Source organism: Seonamhaeicola marinus (assembly GCF_008085455.1).
The window spans coordinates 358,100-379,996 of sequence record NZ_VSDQ01000163.1 but is presented as its reverse complement, the minus strand read 5'-3'; the positions used below and the strand labels follow the sequence as shown (position 1 = coordinate 379,996).

Annotated in this window: 11 protein-coding genes; 8 read left to right on the top strand and 3 right to left on the bottom strand. The window is 32.6% G+C overall.

Going from position 1 to position 21,897, the window contains the following annotated elements; translation table 11 throughout:
* Window positions 1-311: 311 nt before the first annotated feature.
* The 3 genes from FUA24_RS02775 (at window position 312) to FUA24_RS02765 (ending at window position 6,771) form a co-directional block, all read left to right on the top strand.
* Entirely contained in the window at window positions 312-3,377 is a 3,066-nt protein-coding gene (locus FUA24_RS02775) for a WGR domain-containing protein (RefSeq protein WP_148539982.1), read from the top strand.
* A 4-nt stretch (window positions 3,378-3,381) separates the two neighbouring features.
* Window positions 3,382-5,010 carry an SWIM zinc finger family protein gene (locus FUA24_RS02770; RefSeq protein ID WP_148539981.1) on the top strand — a complete coding sequence of 543 codons (1,629 nt, stop codon included), beginning with the start codon at window positions 3,382-3,384 and terminating at the stop codon, window positions 5,008-5,010.
* A 258-nt stretch (window positions 5,011-5,268) separates the two neighbouring features.
* Entirely contained in the window at window positions 5,269-6,771 is a 1,503-nt protein-coding gene (locus tag FUA24_RS02765; RefSeq protein ID WP_148539980.1) for a reverse transcriptase family protein, read from the top strand.
* 31 nt (window positions 6,772-6,802) lie between these two features.
* Here the strand turns inward: FUA24_RS02765 and FUA24_RS02760 are convergent, their stop codons facing one another.
* From FUA24_RS02760 to FUA24_RS02750, 3 genes are all read right to left on the bottom strand, one after another.
* Window positions 6,803-10,213 (bottom strand): HEAT repeat domain-containing protein, encoded by a 3,411-nt coding sequence (locus FUA24_RS02760; protein ID WP_148539979.1) that lies wholly within the window; start codon window positions 10,211-10,213, stop codon window positions 6,803-6,805.
* A gap of 164 nt (window positions 10,214-10,377) precedes the next feature.
* Window positions 10,378-11,721, bottom strand: a complete 1,344-nt coding sequence (locus FUA24_RS02755) for a sensor histidine kinase (protein WP_148539978.1) — start codon at window positions 11,719-11,721, stop codon at window positions 10,378-10,380.
* Window positions 11,711-13,066: a sigma-54-dependent transcriptional regulator gene (locus FUA24_RS02750; RefSeq protein WP_148539977.1), complete on the bottom strand. Its 1,356-nt coding sequence runs from the start codon at window positions 13,064-13,066 to the stop codon at window positions 11,711-11,713. The genes FUA24_RS02755 and FUA24_RS02750 overlap by 11 nt, the downstream gene beginning before the upstream one ends.
* A gap of 206 nt (window positions 13,067-13,272) precedes the next feature.
* Between FUA24_RS02750 and FUA24_RS02745 the strand changes: the two genes are divergently transcribed.
* The 5 genes from FUA24_RS02745 (at window position 13,273) to FUA24_RS02725 (ending at window position 21,879) form a co-directional block, all read left to right on the top strand.
* Entirely contained in the window at window positions 13,273-14,523 is a 1,251-nt protein-coding gene (locus tag FUA24_RS02745) for an efflux RND transporter periplasmic adaptor subunit (protein ID WP_148539976.1), read from the top strand.
* Between the two features lie 27 nt (window positions 14,524-14,550).
* On the top strand, window positions 14,551-15,228 hold the full coding sequence (locus tag FUA24_RS02740; RefSeq protein ID WP_148539975.1) for an ABC transporter ATP-binding protein: 678 nt from the start codon (window positions 14,551-14,553) through the stop codon (window positions 15,226-15,228).
* A 144-nt stretch (window positions 15,229-15,372) separates the two neighbouring features.
* Window positions 15,373-17,808 carry an ABC transporter permease gene (locus tag FUA24_RS02735; protein WP_148539974.1) on the top strand — a complete coding sequence of 812 codons (2,436 nt, stop codon included), beginning with the start codon at window positions 15,373-15,375 and terminating at the stop codon, window positions 17,806-17,808.
* Between the two features lie 24 nt (window positions 17,809-17,832).
* Window positions 17,833-19,380 (top strand): alpha/beta hydrolase-fold protein, encoded by a 1,548-nt coding sequence (locus tag FUA24_RS02730; protein ID WP_148539973.1) that lies wholly within the window; start codon window positions 17,833-17,835, stop codon window positions 19,378-19,380.
* A 96-nt stretch (window positions 19,381-19,476) separates the two neighbouring features.
* Window positions 19,477-21,879 (top strand): ABC transporter permease, encoded by a 2,403-nt coding sequence (locus FUA24_RS02725; protein WP_148539972.1) that lies wholly within the window; start codon window positions 19,477-19,479, stop codon window positions 21,877-21,879.
* Window positions 21,880-21,897 lie beyond the last annotated feature (18 nt).

The following is a 21,897-nucleotide window of genomic DNA, read 5'->3' as shown; positions in this document are numbered from 1 at the left end:
GATTCTAACGAATCGGGATTTTTTTTGCTTTATACTGAAATCCAAATCTTAATTACTCCCTCTTCTATAATTCCCAATAAAAAATAAGAAGCACTCTAACATTATTAATTAGTGTGAATTTGCACCTTTTTAAGGTGTGAAATTTGTATCGAGAATGTATTATTGGAATGAACTTTCTTTTAAAACTATAGAAATTAATGTTTTCAAATTTTTACCACGCAGTGAGTTGTAATGTATTTTAATTTAATATTGACATATACATAAGTTTTGTAAGAAAATATATTTATATTTACTAGTAAATTGAGGAGTAATTGAAACTAATAAAACAAAAAACATTATATTTTTCTGAGGGAAAATCGGATAAAGTATATGAGGTCGATTTATGTGATTCAGGTTCAGACTTATTCATCGTAAATTTTAGATACGGAAGAAGAGGAGCTAATTTAAGAGAGGGAACAAAAACTGTGTTTCCTGTGTCTTATGATGAGGCTTTACAAATATTCAGTAAGCTCATCACTAGTAAAGAAAAGAAAGGCTATTCGGAAGAGCGAAGTAATAGTGATGAAACTTCTAGAAATGAGGTAACTTCTACCAAAATAAATGCAGAAAGAGAAGATGTCATTTTAAAATATTTGGAACAGGCTACTAAAGGAACATATACAAGAGATTGGAAAGTTTCTAGAATAATCAGGCGAGCTGAAATATTAAATATCCACAAGGCAATTCCGTTAATAAATCAGTTTATAAATTCGGATGATGAATTTGAGCAATATACCTCAATTCATGCCTTGATTAAGTTTAGAGACCTATCGCGTAAAGAAGATGTATTTAGAGTTTTTGAGGGTGCTGGATTTACTACCAAGGTAGGTAGATTAGCAGCAGCTTATATCTTAAAATTTGGAGATGAAGTTGATAAATCTAATATTATTGATTCGGCATCACAAAATTTACCCATTGAATTAAGGGGTTTGGAAAATAAGCCAGAAGAATTTACTTCTAAGTTAGGTATATATCTTTTAAAAGATAAAGATATCGATGCCATGGTATTATATTATACCTATTTAATCTCTACAAGTATCCCAAAACTTAGATATAAGTTACTAGATGTTGTTAATAATATTACTTTAAGGGTAAATACATTTAAATCTATAAGATATATATATAGGCTGGCTAATACGATTGAAGATTTAAAATTCCTTGCACTTGTATCGAAAAGGATAGCTGTAAGTAAACCAGGTTATACTTCTCGTTATTTATATGTAAACAACCAATGGTCATTGGCTGATGAAGAAAAACAAAAAACTAATCCTTCAATAGCTTTTTCAAAAAAAACAAAGACATATTTTAATAAGGACATTTATAAATTTGTTTATGAGTTAAGCCAAACTAGTAAGAAGACCTATATTTCATATGCAACAACATTGTTAATTTCTTTAGATGATACTGTTGATGGTGTTGGAGAAGATATACAGTATAATTATACTTACGATACTGAATCTAGACGTTATATAACTGAAAAAAGATGTTTCCCTAAATATCATGATTTTCTTGCCATTATGTACATCGTTTATGGGAATTCCTCCAGAATGCAGAATTTAAACGGAAAATATTTTTACATCGAAAATTCTTTAGAGGATGCAACTTCAAGGGAAGAAATATTATCAGAATTATGGAATGAAAGTCCAAATGAAGTAATTTCAATATTGGCCAAAGGAAAAAGTAATTTAGCTATTTCTTTTGCTTTGAGGATACTAAAGGATAATCCTCATTTTTTTGAGGAGATTAACACATCATTATTACTCAGATTAGTATCTCACACTAACATCGAAGTATTAGAAACAGCCTTAGAAATCATTAAAACTAAGTATGCATCAGAGAAACCTCAATCTCTGATTATATTTGGCTTATTAGGGTCGGAGAACGAGCAAGCCTATATTTTGGGGCTTAATTGGTTGAAAGATTTTGAGTCAGAATTCTTTTTAGAATCCAATTTTATTGAGCAATTGCTTTTAACTGCAAATATTAAAGTAATAGAATATTTGGGCTCACTTTATAATGACAGTGTGAAATTCAAAGTGTCTTTAGATTTTAAATCTTTAGACCCCTTATTTTTAAGTTCTAGAAATTTTAGTTATGAGTATTTAGTAGCTGTTAATAATCTTATTGGTAGTAGTTATTTTGGTGAATTGTTTCGAACATTTTCAAAAGATAGGATTAAGGAACTATCGAATTCTCATACCACAAATAAATTGTTTGCAGCCAATTTGGCTAAGAAAAACGAGATTGAGGTATATGAATTATTTAGTGATACAATAGATACCTACATTAATTCTAATGAATCAGAGCTTAGAAGGGTAGGGATAGAATTATTAGTTTATTTTCCAGATGATTTTTTGTTAGAGCATCACAAAAAAATTAGTGCATTTTGCTTTTCACCTTACAATGAAGTAAGAGCTGCAATTCAACCAACTGTTGAAAAGCTTATTAAGCTTGATAAAGGCTTTAAAAATAATTTATTTAAAGCACTATTAAAAGCCCTAGAGTCGGTAGAAACTTATGAAGGCCTTCATGAAAATTGTTATGAGTTGTTGACTGTAAATTATAGAGAGTATTTAAATACAATTACTCAAAAAGAGATTTTTACTTTAATACTATCTAAATATGATTTTGCTCAAAAACTAGGAGCTCCTCTATTTGATAAAAATATAGATGTAAATACGTTAAAAATTAATGAAATAGTAGAGCTATCACATAGTGACATCTATAGCATTAGACAGGTGTTAAAAACGTATTTTATGGAAAATATCGAAAAAATAAATTATGAATTAGAGCATGCGTTGTTAGTGTTTAATTCTTCTTGGGGAGACGTTGTTACATGGTCTTGTGAGTATTTTGAGGAACATATTAAACCCGAAATTTGGAGTGTTAATATGTTACTTTACGCTTGCGACCATACTAAAGAAGAAGTACAATCTTTTGGTCGTAAGATGATTTTAAAACATTTTAGTGATGAAAAAGGATTGCCTTTGTTGTTGAAATTGCAAGAACACCCAACCAAAACTATGCAGTTTTTTACAACAAATTATTTGGATAATTATGCGAAGAATAGACCTGAGGTTATTTTAAAACTAGAAGCTTTTTTTAAAACTACGCTTTTCAACATAAATACTAACAGAGCAACCAAGACAAGAATTTATAATTTTTTGAAACAGGAGTCTGTAAAAAGTGAAGTCATAGCGCATATGACAGTTAGGCTTTTAAAATCTGTTTTGGATACAAATACTATTGTAGATAAGAGTCATAATATTGATGTTTTGTTGAGTATTGCAGAAACCTATCCTAATATTGAAATCCCGTTATTAATAAAACAGAGTTAGTATTATGCAGTTTAATTATAAATATGGAGGCACAAGTGCGGTTAATAACGGTGTATCATCTACCAATGTAAGTTTTGCTCCAGATGTTTTACGGGAACCAACATTTTTTGTGGGTACTTTAGATAAGAAAATATCTTTTAGAGAAGCGATTTCGGCTTTACATGATGTAGTTGTGGCCGATTTTAATTTTCAACCAAAAGATAATTCAGAATATTTAGCTTGGTTAAAAAGTCAGGAAGAAATATGGTTAGCAGAGGCGACTTCTAATTCAGCAAAAATTGAAGAAGAAATACATCTAGTTAAGACAAGACTAGAAGGATTACGTAAAGATCGTGATACTATCATGAAACCTTATTATAAGGCACAAAGGAAATATTTTAATTATTTATATGTAAGAGATTATGCGGCATGGTTTGTTTTAGACCCTGTTATCACGGTACACCCAGATCAAGTCTTTTTTGAATGTTTTAGTAAAGATGAATCGGTTTATGGCAAGTTATCTTGTGGGTATGATGTGTTTAAAAATATAAGTGATTTTAAATGCGGAACAACTAACATAGATTACTCCAAGAAGTTATATTCTGAATTTCAAAAGATAAGGACTTATAAAGAGACTGATTTTAAAATTGATCCATCAGGCTTTGATGTTCAAACTACAGGAGAAGAGAATTATAAGGAGGTTAAGATAGATCTGCCAGAAAGTTGGGTACGCGGGTTTCTTCAGGTAAGTACCGCAATGACATCTAAAAAAGTGTCATTTGAATTAGAAGCTATTGATATTGCAAATTTTATTTCGGTTTTAAAAAGGAATAAAGAAAGAAAGAGCCCACGCTCAATTAAATATAAGTTAACGCCTGGAGAACCTGTTGTTGCAGTTTTTGAACCCTGGAATATTGAAATAGTATGCAAACAATCTATTTATAAAGGAGACATTCCTGAAGAGATTAGAGTTTGGGGAAGAAGAAGAATATTACTTCTTGAACGTTTACTACCAATTACAAACAAGTTTACAGTACATCTTTTAGGTACTGGAATGCCGTCTTTTTATACAGCACATTTGACTTCCGAGATGTATTTTACTTTAGGACTCTCCGGATGGACAGCTAATGATTGGACACAATCTAGCCAATTAGATTTGTTGGCTCCAAGAGGGCAAGTACCAGCTACAACCATGCAAAGTGTTTATTTAGAATTAAGACAAGATTGGTTTGCTAATGAATGTACAATTGCTGAGAAGATGAATTTAGATGTTTCTATAGTTAATAAATCGTTACAAACATTTGCTCAAGCAGGAAAGGTGATTTATGATTTGAAAAATAACGTTTATAGGGTCAGAGAATTAAAAAGGGATGGTATTGATATTGAATCGCTCCGATTTTCAAGTGAAACAGATAAAGAAGCTTTTAAGCTAATGGAGCAAAATGCTGTTGCTCAATTAGAGGTCAAAGAACACAGCGAAAAAACTATTCTATCCGCTTTGGTGAGTGGAAAGTATAGTACCGAAGTTGTTATAGATAAAGATTTAAAAATTATTGATGCGCGGTGCACGTGTTCAGATTATTATAGAGATAAATTAACAAAAGGACCTTGTAGGCATATTTTGGCAACAAGAATAACTTTTGACAGAAAATAATGTTATATTTAAACCCACGGTAGTGATAAGATAAAAACCTTGCATTTTGATTGGTGGATCGCCAATCTTGCACACAGATACTGAACGCATCACTGACTCGAACTTAACTTGTGAAATAGGTACTATAGTACTATTTCCGGTTAGACTTCTGCGAAGTGAAATAATACTATAGTACCTATTTCACTGGAGTTGTTCAATTCAGTCTTGAGAATCGTACGAAGGGAACAAAATACATCTTATCGCTACCTTACTTATTTTATGAGGAATTCTACAGAAAGAAGACAAGAGATTTATGATAAAATAAAAGGCTCTTCTAAACAAGAATATATACTCTCTGAGATGAAACGCTTAGGGTTTTGGAATGAAGGTGATGTTGATTTTGAAGCGGCAAATGCTTATTTTAAAGAAGAGGCTGAATTATCAAAAAAACTACAAGAACTCCTTAAAGAAAAGCGCATCGTAGGTGATCCAGATGCATTTATAGCTAGAAAACATAAAGAACGAAAGCTAGCTTCTAAACAATCTCAAAAAGAAACAAAGGAAAGAAGAGAAAAAGAGCGTTTAGAAAAAGCCAAACGATGGAAGGCTATAAAAGAAAAAGATATTATTTATTTAGGTACTAGTTATTCCAATAACTTAAATAAAAAAATATCTAATGTTGAAAAGCTTAGAAGTCAAAACTTACCAGTTTTACAGACTGCTTTAGATTTAGCTTCTGCTATGAATATTACCATTGGAGAACTAAGGTTTTTAGCTTTTTCTAGAAAAAACTCTAAGACTAATCATTACAAGAGATTTAAAGTGCCTAAAAAGACAGGTGGGTATCGTTTAATTTCGGCGCCTATGCCTAAACTTAAAAGGGCTCAACATTGGATATTAGAACATATTCTAAATCATGTGGTGATACACAAAAATGCACATGGAGGTGTTTTGAAAAAATCTATAAAAAGCAATGCTATACCACATGTTGAAAAAGCGGTGGTTATAAATCAAGATTTTAAAAATTTCTTTCCAACAGTCACCTTTAACCGAATAAAAGGCGTTTTTGTGTCTTTTGGATATTCCTCGCAAGTATCAACGATTTTAGCTTTATTATGTTCTGAACCTAAAATATTAGATGTAGAATTATTAGGTGAAAAATATTTTGCTCAAAGGGGAGAGCGTTTTTTGCCTCAAGGTTCTCCATGTAGTCCGGCTATCACCAATATATTATGTAAAAAATTGGATTATAGATTAACTGGTTTAGCTAAAAAGTATGGATTTGATTATACAAGATATGTTGATGATATTACATTTTCAGGAGATAAACACAGCCTATCTAAAATTACTCCATTATTGAAGTATTCTCGTTTTATAGTAAACGAAGAAAACTTTAAGTTGCACCCGGAGAAATTACGAGTTATGAAACGTAATTCAAAACAAGAGGTAACAGGTGTCGTTGTAAATGAAAAACCAAATATTTCTAAAAAGTCTTTAAAAAGGTTTAAGGCTTTGTTATTTCAAATTGAAAAAGATGGAATAGAAGGTAAGTTTTGGAATAAAGGAGGAAATGTATTAGCACAAATAGACGGGTATGCTAACTTTATATATCAAATAGATTCAGAAAAGGGAATGCTTTATAAAAAACGGGTAAAAGCAATTTTAGACTCTTATAATTATAAAGAGAATCATAGAAAAGCATATGTTTTAAATTCCCAAAAGACGGGTATTTCTGTTGGTAGATTATTTAAGAAAATTACCTCCTTTTTTAAAAAGAGTTAATCTTCATTATTAGTTTTTAGTTACAAGTTTTTTAATGCGATGTTTTGACACCTTTTAAATTAGATAAATATTCTATTAAATCCCGTAATTCTCGTTTTTCTATATAAGTACCAATTGGAGGCATGGACGAAGGGATGTTCTCTCTTTTCTTAATTCTGGACTTAGCAATTTTTAAAGGCTCTACTTCGGTAGATTTAATGGTAATTTCCGAGCTTGTTTCATTCAATAGAACACCAATTAAGGATTGGTCATTATCAAGAGTTAAAATTACAGTACCATAGCCTGGAGCTAAACGAGCACTGGGATCTACTAGAGCTTCTAGAATTTTTTCACGACTTAGGACTTTACCTATTCCATCCAAAGGAGGACCAACATCGCCACCTTCTCCTTTTATGGAATGACAGCGTACACATTGCGCTGTTGAATTATAGTTAAATACGTTATATCCTCTTCTTGCATTACCTCCATATAACGTTTCTTTATATTGATTTACAATATTAGTATTATCCTTAATTGCGTTCAATACATTAATTAGTTCTTTGTTATTTGTACTTTCAACAGTTTCAAATAGATCTAATAAAATGCCATTAGATAATTTATTAGTCTTAGCGCTTTTTAAAAGGTTAGTTAAAATAGGTTTTGTGTTTTCTAACGGTAAACTTTTTAATGTGCCCAATACACTTTGTTGATCACTTACTGATCCATTAATAAAAATGGGGTTCACTATTTTAGGAAGATTGTTTTTAGATATATTTAATTTTTTAAGAGCTGCAATAGCAACTGATCTTACATTTTGGTTTTTGTCTTTCATTCCCGATTTAATAGCATTTTCAATATTACTGAACTCAAGATTAACCAAGGCATCTAAGGTATACTCTCTCACTTTTGGAGATTTACTATTTTTATACTTATTGTATAAAGCGTCATTATGAGTATTGATATTTAAAGATTTAATTAAAGCTGAAATACCAACAATAATATAAGGGTCATTTTCATCTAAAAAAGACAATATTTCTTTTTCAATATTAGATTTTACCAAATTGATATCTCTTGTTACCCATCCTCTGTATCTTCCATCAACTCTATCGTGAACCGAAGGATTATGCCATGTAGCAATTGTAGCTAACGCTTCTCCTCGTAAAACATTAGATACGTCTTGTCGTTTTGCAAATTGTATTAACATAGCTAATTCTTTTTCTGTGCCTACGCGAAGTGCTGCACTAATACAACGTCTTAAGAGAGGTTCGTTGTCTTTATATCTTTTATTGTTCAATAATTTGGCTAAGTCTGGTAGAGAATTGGGTATAGATAAATCATCATTTATTGCTCTAGCCACCTGAGTAACAATATACGCATCAGAATCATGTAGAAATTTTGAAATCTCAGGGCTTTGTAATTGTCTTAAAACTAATACTGCGGCTAATCGTAAACTTTTATTTGGGTTATTGTATAAATTTGAAACAGGAACTACCTCACCAATTCTACTTAGTGCCAAAACACCTGCATGTCTGAGATAGACATCTTGGTCATTATTTTCTGCTAACATATTTAAAATTGGTTCTATGCCATCTTTATATTTTAGTCTACCCAATGCTTGAGCTGCGAAAAATTGAACTCTGGCATTTTTATGGCTTAATAGATTTAAAATTTGAGGTGCTGCTTCAAAGTATTTTACATCTCCAATGACCTTTAATGCTTGGGCTATAATCTCAGGGTCTTTATCTGAAAGCAATTCTAAAAGCACTTTTGCCTTTTCTACTTTTTTACTGGCAATTTGACCTATACCCCATATAGCATGAATTCTCGCAAATTGGTTACTATTTTCTTTTGCGACTCTTTTTAGAGAATTAAAGCCAAAGAATCTATCAACTAATTCAAATTGTGCTTTTTTTCTAATTCTCATATCGGGATATGCCAATAATTTTTCAAGTTCAGCTCTAGATTGTTCGGTATAATCGAGTGTCATTAGTCTTTGTGTCTCGATACGCTCTTCAGCTAAATCATTATTTTCTTTATCCACATCTAATTTCCATACTCTTCCATAGTTTTTAGTACCCCAACCGCTTATCCAATCCGCCATATATAAGGCGCCATCTGGCCCAAATTTTAGCCCTGTTGCTAACACTCCATTTAATATAGAAACATCTGTATTGAGTTCAAAACCAGCTCCCTTTTGTTTTAAATCAAAGCTCCAAATGTGTGACCTGCTAGGTGTTCCTGAAAATTGGACTAGAAAGAATTTATTCAACCAATCTTTTCCTAACCCTGTTCCTGGGTTAAATGCCATACCTGTTGGTCCGCTATGAAAACTAGCTATAGGAGGAATTATATGTGCTGCTTGGTTATCCCAACGCGGTTTAAAGTATTTTTCATCCATCCAAACTTTGTAAGTGTTGTTTTTAGGGTCTGTATATTTTCCAAATTGCCAATTAATACGCCACCCTGCATCAGAACCATCAACAATATAAACGAGTCTTTCATCTTCTCCTTTATGATCTCCATCGTTATCCGAAGAAATAATGTTTCCATAATTGTCGAATACAAACTCATGGGTATTTCTTAAGCCATGAGCAAAAACTTCAAAATTACTTCCATCTGGGTTACATCTAACAATTACGCCTTCATTTGGGTATTCATAGGTATTCCCTTTGTTATCTGTTAGGTTGGCACCTATATCACCAATTCCCCAATAGATCTTTCCATCTGGCCCCTCAATGGCACCAGACATACCGTGACCACTAAACCCAATATGTACTGCAAAACCATGGGCTAGTGAAGTCTTTTCATCATAAACCCCATCATTATTAGTGTCTTCCATTTTCCACATATCTGGGGCAGCGCCAACATATAGATTATCATTTTTCACCAAAATGGCGCCGGCAACGTCGGTAATTTCAGTATTAAAATCATTTACAATTCTGGTAGATTTATCAGCTAAGCCATCATTATCTAAATCTTCAAGTTTCCACACTTCTTCTTTCTCTATGGTAAAATCTTTCCAATCGTGAATGGAATCATTATTTAAATCTTTTAACCATAGGTTACTATCACTTTTTTCAGTGGCAAAAGTTTTATGCAGAAACGCTCTTCGATCTTCAACAGACGTAAAGGAAATTGAAGGTGTCATCCAATTTCTATATCCTCTAATATCAAATTCTGAGTTTTTTTGACGGTTTGTTCGGGTAAGATAAATGTTTCCATAGTCATCTATATCCATTCCAACAGGATCTGGAGCTAACGAATCAGATGCCCATAGACTGAGATTAAGTCCATCGGCTATTTTGGTGATAACCTTGTTTTTGGTTTCTAGTGCTCTTTCTTTTATAGTTAAAGAGTCTTCATAAATAGTAAGCGGTATTTCTTTGGGTTTTTCAGGTTTTGAGTTACATGAAAATAAAAAAAGAAGAAAAGAAATAAATAATAATTCTGATTTAAAGCTCATACTAAGGTTCTAGTTGGTGTGAATTTTTTATAAAAATATAAAATAGGATAGGTAGGGACTGAAACATTTAAAGCAAGGAGTATAATAAATGTTTAAAATCTGGAGTTTTAGGGTTTTTAATAGAAGTATTTCTATTAAAAGGTTAATAATTTGCTGTCTACTTACTAGAATACCAAACTAAAAACAGAACCTTCTCCCTCAATACTTTTTACAATAATACGTCCCTTATGTAACAACATTATCTGTTTACATAAACTTAGACCAATACCACTACCAGTAGTTTTACTAGTAAAGAAAGGTACAAATATGTTTTCTAAGATATCTTGAGGTATTCCAGAACCGTTATCATATACCTTAATAATAATATCTCTATTAGAGCTTTGAGAAGCTAAGACCTTTATTTGAGCATTATCTTTGTGTTTACATGCGTCAACTGCGTTAAGCAATAGATTAATTAAAACTTGTTCAATAAGGTGTGCATCTATATTAAGTTCTAATTTAGGAGTAGAAATATCAAATTCTATGTTTATATTTTTCGCTTCAATTGATGGTCCCATTAACAATTTAATGTTATTAAATAGCTCCGATACTTTAATGCGCTGTAGGTTTAGATTAGTAATTTTACTTAAGCTACGATAGGTTTTAGCGAATTTTAGTAAACCATCACTTCTGTTTTTTATGGTTTTAATACCCGAATTAATATCATCTAATTCTAACTTAGTCTCTTTAGGCTGTTCTATTGCTATTTGCAAATTATACTGAAGTGTATCTGCCAGTGAAGAGATTGGAGCAATTGAATTCATTATTTCATGAGTCATTACACTTAAGAGTTTCTTCCAAGATTCGGACTCGTTTTTGTTAAGAGTAGTATCAATATCTTGAATAACAATGAGCTTAAAGGCATCGTCATCTACTTGAAAAACCGTGTCAGAAATTAAAATCTTAATGCTTTCATTTTGTAAAGCAATGGAGATAGAATTTGGTTCTCTGTGATAAGTTTCAAATATGGTATTGAATAATTCTGGTTTTCTATTTTCTACAAACCTTATATTTTTAAACGATGGCATATCCAGTATTTCCGCAAAAGAATCATTACTCCATAGCACATCTCCAGATTCCAGATTATACGCAATAATACCTATATCTACCATTTCTAAGATTTTTTGTAGGTAAACGTATTGCGCCTCGTTTTTGGTGTTAATTTCTTTAATGGTTCGGTTTATTTCATTAAAACCTGTATATAAAAACCTAATATCTTTTGGACCTCTATCTTCTGGAAACCATCTTGAAAAATCACGGTATTTTACAGCTTCAAAAAAATCATGCATTGCAACAAACCGGCGTTTTACAAAGCTATATGTATTTATAAATAGAACGAGAACTAATATTCCAATAACAATAGAATAAGATGTGTGCCCCTTGTATACTGTATAGGCTAAAGACATTAAAGCTACTACAATAAGAAGTATTCTAATAAAAAGTTTAAAAATGTATGCCCTATAATTCATACTTGTCTAACCGCCGGTATAAAGCGGCTCTTGTAATTCCTAATTCTTTTGCAGATTTTGAAACATTACCTTTATTTTTTTCGAGCACAGTTAAGATGGCATTTTTTTCAATGTCATCTAAATTTAAACTCGTTGCTGCTATATTGGTTGTTTTAACCGAGGGGCGTTCTATCGAAGAAAAGACCAAATCTTCTTGTTTTAAAACGGAGCCATCAGTCATTATTACTGCCCTTTCTAAAACATATTGAAGCTCTCTTACATTACCTGGAAAATCATGTTGCTTTAACTTTGAGATGAATCCGGGTTCGAAAGTAAATGGGGTTTTGTTATATTTTTCGGCGTATAATGCAACGAAATGTCTTGATAATTCAGTGATGTCTTTACCTCTGTCTCTTAACGGAGGAACTATAATATCAACTGTGTTAATTCTATAGATTAAATCTTTTCTGAACTTTTTTTCATCAGCTAGTACTTTCGGGTCTATGTTCGTTGCGCATATTAATCTAATATCTATTGGTATAGATTCGTTAGATCCTAAAGGTGTAACTTGCCTATTTTGCAGTACGGTTAATAATCTTACCTGCTGACCTAAAGTGATGTTACCAATTTCGTCTAAGAATAGTGTGCCTCCATTGGCAGCTTCAAAGCGTCCTTTTCTGTCCTCTCGGGCATCTGTAAAAGCTCCTTTTTTATATCCGAATAATTCGCTTTCAAATAAGGAGGTGGTTAGTGCACCAACATCAACTTTTATAAATGGTTTATGTCTTCTATTGGAATTATCATGAAGTGCTCTGGCAATTAAATCTTTACCTGTACCATTTTCACCCAATATTAAAACATTGGCGTCGGTTGGAGCAACTTTTTTAAGTTTTACAAAAACATCATGCATTACATCACTGTCTCCAATAATTTCAGTGTTTATTTGAGGGGTATTTTGTTTTTGTGAATTAGTATACTGCTTCTTATCAAGAATTTCCGAGATAGTCTCAATTACCTTTTTGTTTTTCCAAGGTTTCATTAAAAAATCAGAAGCCCCTTGTTTCAATCCTTTAACAGCAAGATCTATATCTGCATAAGCTGTCATTAGTATAACAGATATATCAGGTTTTTGTTTTAGAATTTTATTTAGCCAAAAAATACCTTCGTTTCCCGTATTTACAAGTCCGCTAAAATTCATATCTAGAATTACCAAATCTGCATGATTACGTTCAAGGTATGAGGTAATATTATTAGGATTTTTTTCAGTAGTAACTTCTTTAACAAGTGGTTTTAGTAGTAAACGCAAAGCCATAAGAACGTCGGCATCATCGTCTATTACTAATATTGAAGCATTCTTTAAAACCATGTATACAATAATACAACAATAAATTCAGCTTCAAAAGCCAAAAAAAGTGAAAAAAAAATTGGGTTAAAAGTGTACGGTTTCGAACATAAAGTGTATCAAAATCGAACACTTTTATTTTTGGTTAAAATTTTAAATAATTGATTTTGAATTACTTATGTTTTTGGCACCATCTTCACTATATAAAAGGTGTAAACAAAAAAACAGTAATGGATATACCAATTGAAAAGAAAAAGATTTCTAATAAAAAACTGGGCCTTATTATTGGTGCTTTGGCAATAATTGCTTTAATAGTTTTTGTAATTATTCAAACTTCGGGGGGCACTAAGTTTAATGTAGATAAGGAACGTATTTCTATCCATACAGTAAGTAAAAATGTATTTCAGGAGAACATACCTGTTAATGGTATTGTATTGCCAATTACAACAATATATCTGGATGCTCTTGAAGGAGGTCGGGTTGAAGAAAAGTTTGTTGAAGATGGAGCAATGTTAAAAAAAGGAGAACCAATTTTAAGATTGTCTAATACAGATTTGGAGTTAAGCCTAATTAATCAGGAAACATCAGTCTATAATTTATTAACGCAAATGCAGATTTCCCAAAATGCTGCCCGTCAAAATACAATTAACAGACAAAATCAATTTACCGATGTTGAAAATAGTTTGATTGAGGCTAAACGCGTATACAGTCTTAACAAAAGGCTTTATGAAAAAGGGGCAATTGGTAGACAGGATTTTGAGTCTTCAAAAAACAATTATGAATATCAAGAAGAACGAATGAAGCTTGCTAAGCAGGTATTATCTGAGGATTCAATTTCGTCAAAACTTGAAGTTAGACAAGCCAGAGATTCTTACTCTAGAACTCAAAGCGCTTTAGAATTAATGCGCAAAAAAGTTGGAGATTTAGTGGTAAAAGCACCAATAGATGGTCAATTAACATCTTTAGATGCTGAGATTGGTCAATCAATAACAAAAGGAACACGATTAGGACAAGTAGATGTTACTAGTGGTTTTAAGGTAAGAGTAGACATTGATGAACACTATATTTCAAGAATTTATAACGGTCAAATTGGAACAGTTAAGCTAAATAACAAAGCATATACTTTAGAAATAAAGAAGGTATTTACGCAAGTAACCAATGGTCGTTTTCAGGTGGATATGACCTTTAATGGAGAGGTGCCAGAAGGTATTAGAAGAGGACAAAATTTGCAAATACGTTTAGCACTAAGTGCTGAAAAAGAAGCTTTATTGGTGTCTAAGGGAGGGTTTTTTCAAAAGACCGGAGGAAACTGGATTTTCAAAGTCAGTGAAGATGGCTCTTCGGCCTATAAGGTGAATATAAGGTTAGGTAGTCAAAATACAGAATATTACGAGGTTGTTGAAGGTTTAAATTCCGGAGATAAGGTTGTAACCTCAAGCTACGACTCCTTTGGAGACGTAGAAGAACTTGTTATAAAATAAAATACATCAATTAAAAACATTAATACTATGATACAAATTACGGATTTAGAAAAATTCTATAAGACAGAAGAGGTTCAGACTATAGCACTTAATAAATTGTCTTTTGAAGTAAAAGAAGGTGAGTTTGTTGCTATAATGGGGCCTTCAGGCTGTGGTAAATCTACGTTATTAAATATTTTAGGTTTGTTAGATGATCCGGATGGTGGAAGTTTTAAGTTTAGTGGAGAGGAGGTTTCTGGATACAATGAGCGCAAAAGATCTCAATTACGTAAACACAACATAGGTTTTGTATTTCAGAGTTTTAATCTCATAGATGAACTAACGGTTTTTGAAAATGTTGAATTACCCTTAATCTACACAGGTGTTAAACCTGCAGAGCGAAAGAGAAAAGTAGAAGAAGTTTTAGAAAAGATGCAAATAATGCATCGAAGAAATCACTTTCCGCAGCAACTATCTGGTGGTCAGCAACAACGTGTTGCTGTTGCACGCGCTGTTGTAAATAACCCTAAATTAATTCTTGCAGATGAGCCTACTGGGAACTTAGATAGTACTAACGGAAATGAAGTTATGGATTTGCTCATTGATTTAAACGAGACAGGAACAACAATAATTATGGTTACACACAGTGAACATGATGCAAAATATAGTCATAGAATAATTAGAATGTTAGATGGCCAAAAGGTTACGGAAAACATTTTGGTCTAGAATTAGTCAACAATCATCAAATCATCGGTCAATTAATGAACCTGGTAGAAGTACTTCGGTATATAGCCTAATCAGCTGTTAAAATATACCGCAGTACTTAAACCAAAAAAACAATCAAAAAACGAACAGTAATTCTTAGAAAACATGATTAAAAACTATTTCAAAATAGCATTTAGAAACCTCTTAAAAAACAAAGGTTTTTCATCTATTAACATTTTTGGTTTAAGTGTTGGTGTTGCCGCTTGTATTTTAATTTCAATTTATATTCTTCATGAAAGTAGCTATGATGGTAGCGTGCCTAATTCTGGAAATGTATATAGAATGACTGGTGAATATATTGATGATGGGCGTGTTGATTATGGCATTCATTTTTCTGCAAATACAGCGCCTACCGTTTTAAAAGACTTTAAGGAAGTAGAAAATACAGGGAGATTAAATGCTAATCAACTTTTTTATGGTGCTGGGAGCAATGATATTCGATTTGAAGGGCAAGATATGCAATATCATGAAGATGGCTTTAGTTATGCCGACCAATCTATGATTGATATTATGGGGATTGAAATGGTTTATGGTAATGCTGCCACTGCACTTGCAAAACCAAAAACTATTGTGATTTCTGAATATATGGCTACAAAATATTTCAAAAATGAAAATCCTGTTGGTCGTACCCTATTCTTAAATGGTAACATGAATGATCCGTTTGAGATTTCTGGTGTTATGAAAGATTTTGCAAGTAATTCTCATTTGGATTATGATTTTTTGATTACCCTAAAAGATGTAGAATTTGGACAAGGAGAACAAACCAGATGGTATCAAAACAATTATTTTACCTATGTGGTGCTAAGACCAGATACAGATGTAGCCGCTTTTGAAAAAGAGATGAGCGGGGTGTTGATTGAGAAGTACTTGAAACCATCATGGAAATCTGCTGGTTTTCCAGGTTGGGAACAAATGGATGAGCGATTTAAAATTTATTTACAGCCCTTAACCGACATTAATTTACATTCCTCTCATATTGACTTTGAAGCTAGTTCTAGAAATGATATAAAGATTATCTGGATATTCGGTATCGTAGCCTTGTTTATTTTGATTATTGCGAGCATAAACTTTGTTAATCTATCAACTGCAAAATCTGCCAATAGAGCAAAAGAAGTTGGGCTTAGAAAAGTAGTGGGCTCAACAAGAACACAACTTATAGGACAGTTTTTAACAGAATCAATTCTCATTTCAATTGTTGCCTTTATTATGGGGATTGCTTTGGCGGCCTTATTTATGCCCTTATTTAGAACTATATCTGGAATTGAATTGGTATTTCCTTGGTCTAGTTTTGGTTTTATTCCTGTTTTACTAATTGCTTCAATAGCTGTAGGTACACTTGCAGGTTTATATCCTTCTTTTTATTTGTCCAACTTTAATCCAATAAATGTACTTAAAGGAAAATTAAGTACAGGAAGCAAATCAGGAGGTTTAAGAAGTGGATTAGTGGTATTTCAGTTTACAGTTTCAATCATTTTGATAGTAGGTACTCTTATAGTAAATAAACAGATGAACTTTATTTTGAATTCTAAAGTAGGTTTCGATAAAGACCAAGTTGTTCAAATTTACAGCACCAATATTTTAGGCGACCGCGTAGAGACTTTCAAAGAAGAACTTAAAAAATTACCTGGAGTTAACAATGTAACTATTAGTGATTATTTACCAATAGAAGGTACAAAACGAAATGGGAATAGTTTTGTGAAAGAAGGAAGAGAGGGCATTGATGAAACCATAGGAGGACAGGCATGGGTGATAGATGAAGATTATATTGAAACTATGGGGATGAATTTGATTGAAGGTCGAAATTTTATTGAAGGGAGAGCTACAGATGAACAAGCCGTTATCCTCAACCAAGCTATGGTAAAAGAGTTAAGGCTAGAAGAGCCCATAGGTAAAAGGATTTCTAGATATGGGCAACTTTGGGAGGTTATCGGAGTTGTAGAGGATTTTAATTATGATACAATGAAAACAAGTGTAAGACCGCTTAGTTTTTTCAGAGGTATCAGTCCAACAATTACATCTGTTAAGATTAATACGGGAGACGTTTCAGCAGTATTATCAACAATGGAAACCAAATGGAAAGCATTTGTACCCAATATGGCATTTCGTTATGAGTTTATGGATGCCTCCTTTGCAAAAATGTATGCAAATGTTAGTCGTATAAAGTCAATCTTCACAGCTTTTGCAATTTTAGCAATCTTGGTAGCTTGTCTGGGGTTATTAGCGTTATCGGCGTACATGGTTGAACAACGTAATAAAGAAATGAGTATTAGAAAAGTGTTAGGTGCTTCTGTAGAAACCATTTTTAAGCTATTAACAAAGAACTTTTTCACATTAATCTTATTGGCATTAGTGGTTGCTATCCCTATTGCCTATTACTTAATGTCTACATGGTTACAGGACTATGAATACAGAATTGAGATGTCTTGGACAGTATTTGTGTTAGCAGGCATTATGGTAATTGCCATTGCCTTGTGCACAATTAGTTATCATGCTATGAAATCAGCTTTAATAAACCCAGCAAAGGTCTTACGCTCAGAATAAATCATCAATCTTAAAACACTAATAATGACACTTAAAAGCAATACATGGTATCCTATTAAATTTTTGGCAATTATTGTGTGCTTCTTTTCATGTAGTAATGATTTACCAGCACGAAGTAATGATTTATTACCAGTACAAGAAATGCCAGGGGAATCGTTTACCATTTCTTCTGAATTCATGAAAGAAGACCGAAAAATACAGGTAGCACTTCCAAAGGGATATAATGAATGGACCGAATATAATGTACAATACATGTTAGACCCTGTGTGGAACATGGAACTAAGAAAATCGCTGTTAGATTTTATGCAGAAGAATGCAATGTGTCCAAAAACAATTTTGGTAGGTATTGTTAGTCCTGATAGAAACTCAGATATGACACCAACCAAATGGGATGGGATAGCTACTTCTGGTAATGCAGATAATTTTATAGATTTTATTACCAAAGAAGTTAAGCCTTTTATAGAAAAGAAATATAAAACAACAGGTCATAATACCTTTGCAGGTCATTCTTTTGGTGGGTTGTGTGTTATGTATTCGTTTTTAAAATCGCCAGATAGTTTCGATGCTTATTTAATTGGTGATCCATCATTATGGTATGATGACGAATTACTTGTAAAGATGGCCAAAGAAAAATTACCAAAAATAGATTCGGGCAAAACATTGTTTATTGCTGGCCGAAAAGGTAATGCCTTCAAAGCTATGGGTATTGACGCTATGGAAGAGGCGCTTAAAGAAAACGCACACGAATCTTTAGACTGGAAAGTAGTAGCTTATGAAGATGAGAGCCATAATAGTATAATTTATAAATTGAATTATGATGGTATAAAATTCATATCAGATGATTATAGAAATAGTCTAATTAAACTAAGACCCAATCAAGGAGAAGTTGTTCCAAATGTACCTTTAGAGATATCTGTATCTAGAGAAGATAAGGACAATATAAGATATACCACTGATGGTACAGAACCTAATTTTAGTTCTCCTTTGTTTAATGAAAAAATTACAATTAGTGAACCTGCCACAGTAAAAATAAAAGTACCAACTACACGCAGTAATGCACTTCCGGCGGTAAGCGGCCTTTTTGTTAAAGGCGAAAAATATAAAGGGATTAAAAATAGTAACAAATTTAAGGAGGGATTAAGTTATAAGTATTATGAGGCCGAATTAAAACAGCTTCCAGATTTTAAAACGCTTGATGTTAAAGAAGTTGGCGTAGTAACAGAGCAAGGATTTGGCCTTGGCACCTTTCCGAGAAGAGAGAAATTTGCTTGTGTTTATGAGGGATTTATTGAAGCTAAAACAGAGGGTTATCATCATTTTATAAACTCATCTGATGACGGATTTAAATTCTACTTACATGATAAATTAATTATTTCAAATGACTGGAGACATACTGCTTATGATATTAAATCTACAGTTGTTTATTTGAAAAAAGGATTACATCCTATAAAGTTTGAATATTTTCAATACAAAGGAAATTTAGTAATTAACCTTTTCGCAAAGTTTCCTGAAAAGGAAGGCGTCTCGAGGATAGATTTTTCAAGGTTCTATCATAAAACTAATGACATATAACTAATACGACGCAAAATTTATAGATCTAACAAAACATAACATATTCTAGTTATAAAATTTTTGTAACAGAATATTACCAATAAAATATCTACTATCATGATTAAAAACTATTTCAAAATAGCATTTAGAAACCTCCTTAAAAATAAGGTGTACTCATTCATAAATATTTTTGGCTTAGCTATTGGTATGGCTGTAACCATTATGATAGGTATGTGGATTAATGATGAATTAAGTCACAATAATTATTTCTCTAACAAAGATTCTGTAGCTCAGTTTATTCAAAGCCAAACATTTAATGGGAACACAGGAACAGGGCCAGCAATACCAAGACCCTTGGAGTTTGAATTACGTCAAAATTACGCAGATTATTTTGAGCATATAGTGATGTCTTCTTGGAATAATTCGGTTTATCTAAAAGTAGGAGATAAGAGTCTTTCAAGGCCAGGGAATTTTATGCAAAAGGATGCCCCTGAACTTTTAGATTTAAAAATGATTAAAGGGGATCATAAAGCATTAAAAGAAGTAAACTCAATAATGCTCTCTGAATCTTTGGCAAAAGATTTATTTGGAGATGAAGACCCAATAGGAAAGCCTGTAACGGTTAACTTCCAGAGAGATTTAATGGTTACTGCAATTTATGAAGATATACCAGAAAATACTTCTTTTAATGATCTACAATACATAGGGAATTGGGAAATGATGATGCAAACTTATGAGTGGATGAGAAACGCCAGAAACTCTTGGGGGAATAATTCATTTCAGCTATTTGTTCAAGTTAAAGAAAACACATCCATTGAAGCAGTTTCTGCTATAATTAAAGATGCTAAAAAGAAGGTGGCGGGAGAAGAGATAGAACAATTCAATCCGCAATTAATGCTTTTACCAATGAAAGATTGGCACCTTAGAAGCAACTTTGAAAATGGCGTGCAAACTGGGGGACGAATTGATAATGTGTGGATGTTTGGAATTATTGGGATATTTGTACTGTTATTGGCCTGCATTAACTTCATTAACTTAAGTACGGCAAGATCAGAAAAACGAGCTACAGAAGTAGGGATTAGAAAGTCTATTGGTTCAAAGAGAGGTCAATTAATAGCCCAATTTTTAAGCGAATCTTTTTTGGTGGTGGTATTCGCATTCGTCTTAGCCATTGGAGTAGTGCTTTTATTTTTAAATGGGTTTAATGATTTAGCCAGTAAAACAATCGTTTTTCCATGGCAAAACTTAAAATTTTGGCTTTTTTCTTTAATATTTATAGTTTTTACTTCAATAGTTTCGGGTAGCTATCCAGCCTTGTATTTGTCATCTTTTAACCCAGTAACTGTATTAAAAGGAACTTTTAAAGCAGGACGTTTCTCTGCTTTACCCCGTAAAATTCTTGTTGTTTTACAATTTACTTTTTCTGTAGCCTTAATAATTGGCACCATGGTGGTCATGAATCAAATTGAATTTAGCAAGAATAGACCAATTGGATATAATAATAAAGGTTTGGTTCAACTGCCGGTTATGAGTCCAGAGTTTGAAGGTAAGGCAGATATGATGCGCACCCAATTTTTACAATCTGGAGCAATTACCAATATGTCTACTTCTAGCAGTCCAGCAACTCAGGTGTGGTCTAATAGAAGTGGTTATACATGGGAAGGAAAACCAGAAGGATTCCAGGAAGATTTGGCTTATACATCAGTATCTTATGAATTTACTGAAACCATGGATGTTGAACTTATTGAAGGCAGGGGGTTCTCAAGAGAATTTGCAACAGATAGCTCTGCGGTTATTCTTAATGAAACGGCAGTGAAGTATATGGGGATAAAAGACCCAATAGGAAAGTTAATTAAAGATACAGACTTGGAAGATCCTATGCCTCCTCTAAAAATTGTGGGTGTAATTAAAGATATGATTGTACAGTCTGCCTATGAACCTGTAAAACAAGCCATGTATGTTTTTGATAGAGACGAAAATGCAAGTTACTATAACTTAAGATTAAACCCTGATAAAAGTGTAAGTGAGAGTTTAACCACTGTTGAAAATATCTTTAAAGCTAATTTTCCAAGTGTTCCTTTCGATTACCAGTTCGTAGATGCTGAATACGGAAGAAAGTTTGAAGCCGAAGAACGAATAGCTAGTCTAGCCAAGGTATTTACAATTCTAGCGATTCTAATTAGTTGTTTAGGGTTATTTGGATTGGCATCTTTTGTGGCGGAACAACGAACCAAAGAAATAGGCGTTAGAAAAGTGCTTGGAGCATCAGTAAGTCAGTTGTGGTTACTCTTATCTAAAGACTTTATAAAGCTTGTAGTTATTGCTCTTTTAATAGCGTCTCCGTTAGCATATTACATTATGAGTCAGTGGCTACAAAGGTTTACATACAGGACTTCTGTGGGATGGGATGTCTTTGCAATAGCCTGTATTGGAGCCTTAATAATTACACTTGTTACTGTGAGTTTTCAGGCGGTAAAAGCAGCAATTGCAAATCCTGTTAGATCATTACGTACAGAATAAATTATAACATCATCAATC